At 28.5% G+C, this 1,411-nt stretch carries 1 protein-coding gene; it reads right to left on the bottom strand.

Translation table 11 applies throughout. The annotated features are described in order from the left end of the window. Window positions 1-303: 303 nt before the first annotated feature. Window positions 304-1,230 carry a class I SAM-dependent methyltransferase gene (locus AYC61_RS01190; protein ID WP_066495587.1) on the bottom strand — a complete coding sequence of 309 codons (927 nt, stop codon included), beginning with the start codon at window positions 1,228-1,230 and terminating at the stop codon, window positions 304-306. Window positions 1,231-1,411 lie beyond the last annotated feature (181 nt).

Below are 1,411 nucleotides of genomic sequence, written 5' to 3'. Positions count from 1 at the left end.
AAATCCTTTAGAAGCTATATGACATTTTTTGACCACGACATTGATGCCTATATTTTTTCATCTTTATATAATCAGAAAAATATAAACATCTTTAAAAAAAGCTTCAACACAAGAACATTGAGCTACACTTCTCTCAAAGGTTTACCCTAGATATTTTAATATTTTTTAACCTTTGTTTCAAAAGCAGGACTTTGTTATTAAATAAAAAGAGCCTTAGCAATACCAAGACTCTAATTATCAAAGAGTTAAAAACTATTTTTAATTATTTCATGATGATACTAGAAGTCGCCCAATTAACTTCTTTTAAATATTTCCATTTTGCAAAACAGCTAATACATAATTAATATTTTCAAACGCATGATAATAATCATTACGTCCTTTAAAATATTTGTCCTCTATTTCCAAAGGATTAAGATGTTCATAAATATTAAAACCTGCTTTTTGTAAGTAATCTTCAAGCTCTAAATATTCAAAAAATGATTTCATAGGCTCACCTGCACTCTCAGCAAGTTTTATCATATCTCTTACACGTTTTGCTGTATTTTCATTATTAATAGCATCATTATCCAAATAATCAAAGACAATAGAGCTGCCTTTTGTTGAAATACGAGCAATCGCTTTTAATGTTTTTAAAATATCTTCTTTTGTTAAGTAGTATGTAACTCCAAGCCAGCCAAAAAACGTCAATTTATTAGGATTATAATCCGAATTAAGTAACATTTCTATAAAATCATCCTTTGAAAAATCAACAGGTACAAAATTTAATGATGGACTTATATCCCATTTAAGTTCCTTAATACGTTTTATTTTCATAGCTTGAGTTGCAGGACGGTCAATCTCGAACACTTTAATTTGATTTAACAGTTGAGGTTTTCTAAATGCAAAAGTATCAAAGCCTGCACCTAGTATAACGTACTGCTCTACTCCTAATTTGATAGCATTTTCAAGCATGTCTTCAGTATACCTACTTCTAGCTAATGATGTTGGTGCTACTTGTGTCTGAGTAACCCATTTTAAAGCAGCTTCAATATCTTCATATAGATGAGCCTCTTCTGGATTAAAAAATTTAATTCCACCAGCCATATGCTTTGAAATTTCACTAAATTCTTCATCAGTCAGTATTTTTGGTGCTAAAAAATCGTCAAATATCTTTGGATTATCATACAAAGAATGATATGCACGTCCATAAGTAGTTACTTTCGCTGTCATACTTGCTTTGTTTTCTTCCATACACAATCTCCTTTACAGTAATTTTTTAATATTTTTCTTGACATTTACCGCAAGATGTGGTATGATATAATTGGTTAAATATTTTTTATTATTTTGCGGTTTTATAATTATATCATGTTGACATATTTGTGTCAATTATTTTTTTGTTTTTATTTACTTATTATAAATTGCAATATTAAAT

It is taken from the genome of Abyssisolibacter fermentans (genome assembly GCF_001559865.1).
Lineage (GTDB): Bacteria > Bacillota > Clostridia > Tissierellales > MCWD3 > Abyssisolibacter > Abyssisolibacter fermentans.
The sequence above is the reverse complement of the archived record's forward strand: the minus strand, read 5'-3'. Positions and strand labels throughout refer to the sequence as shown.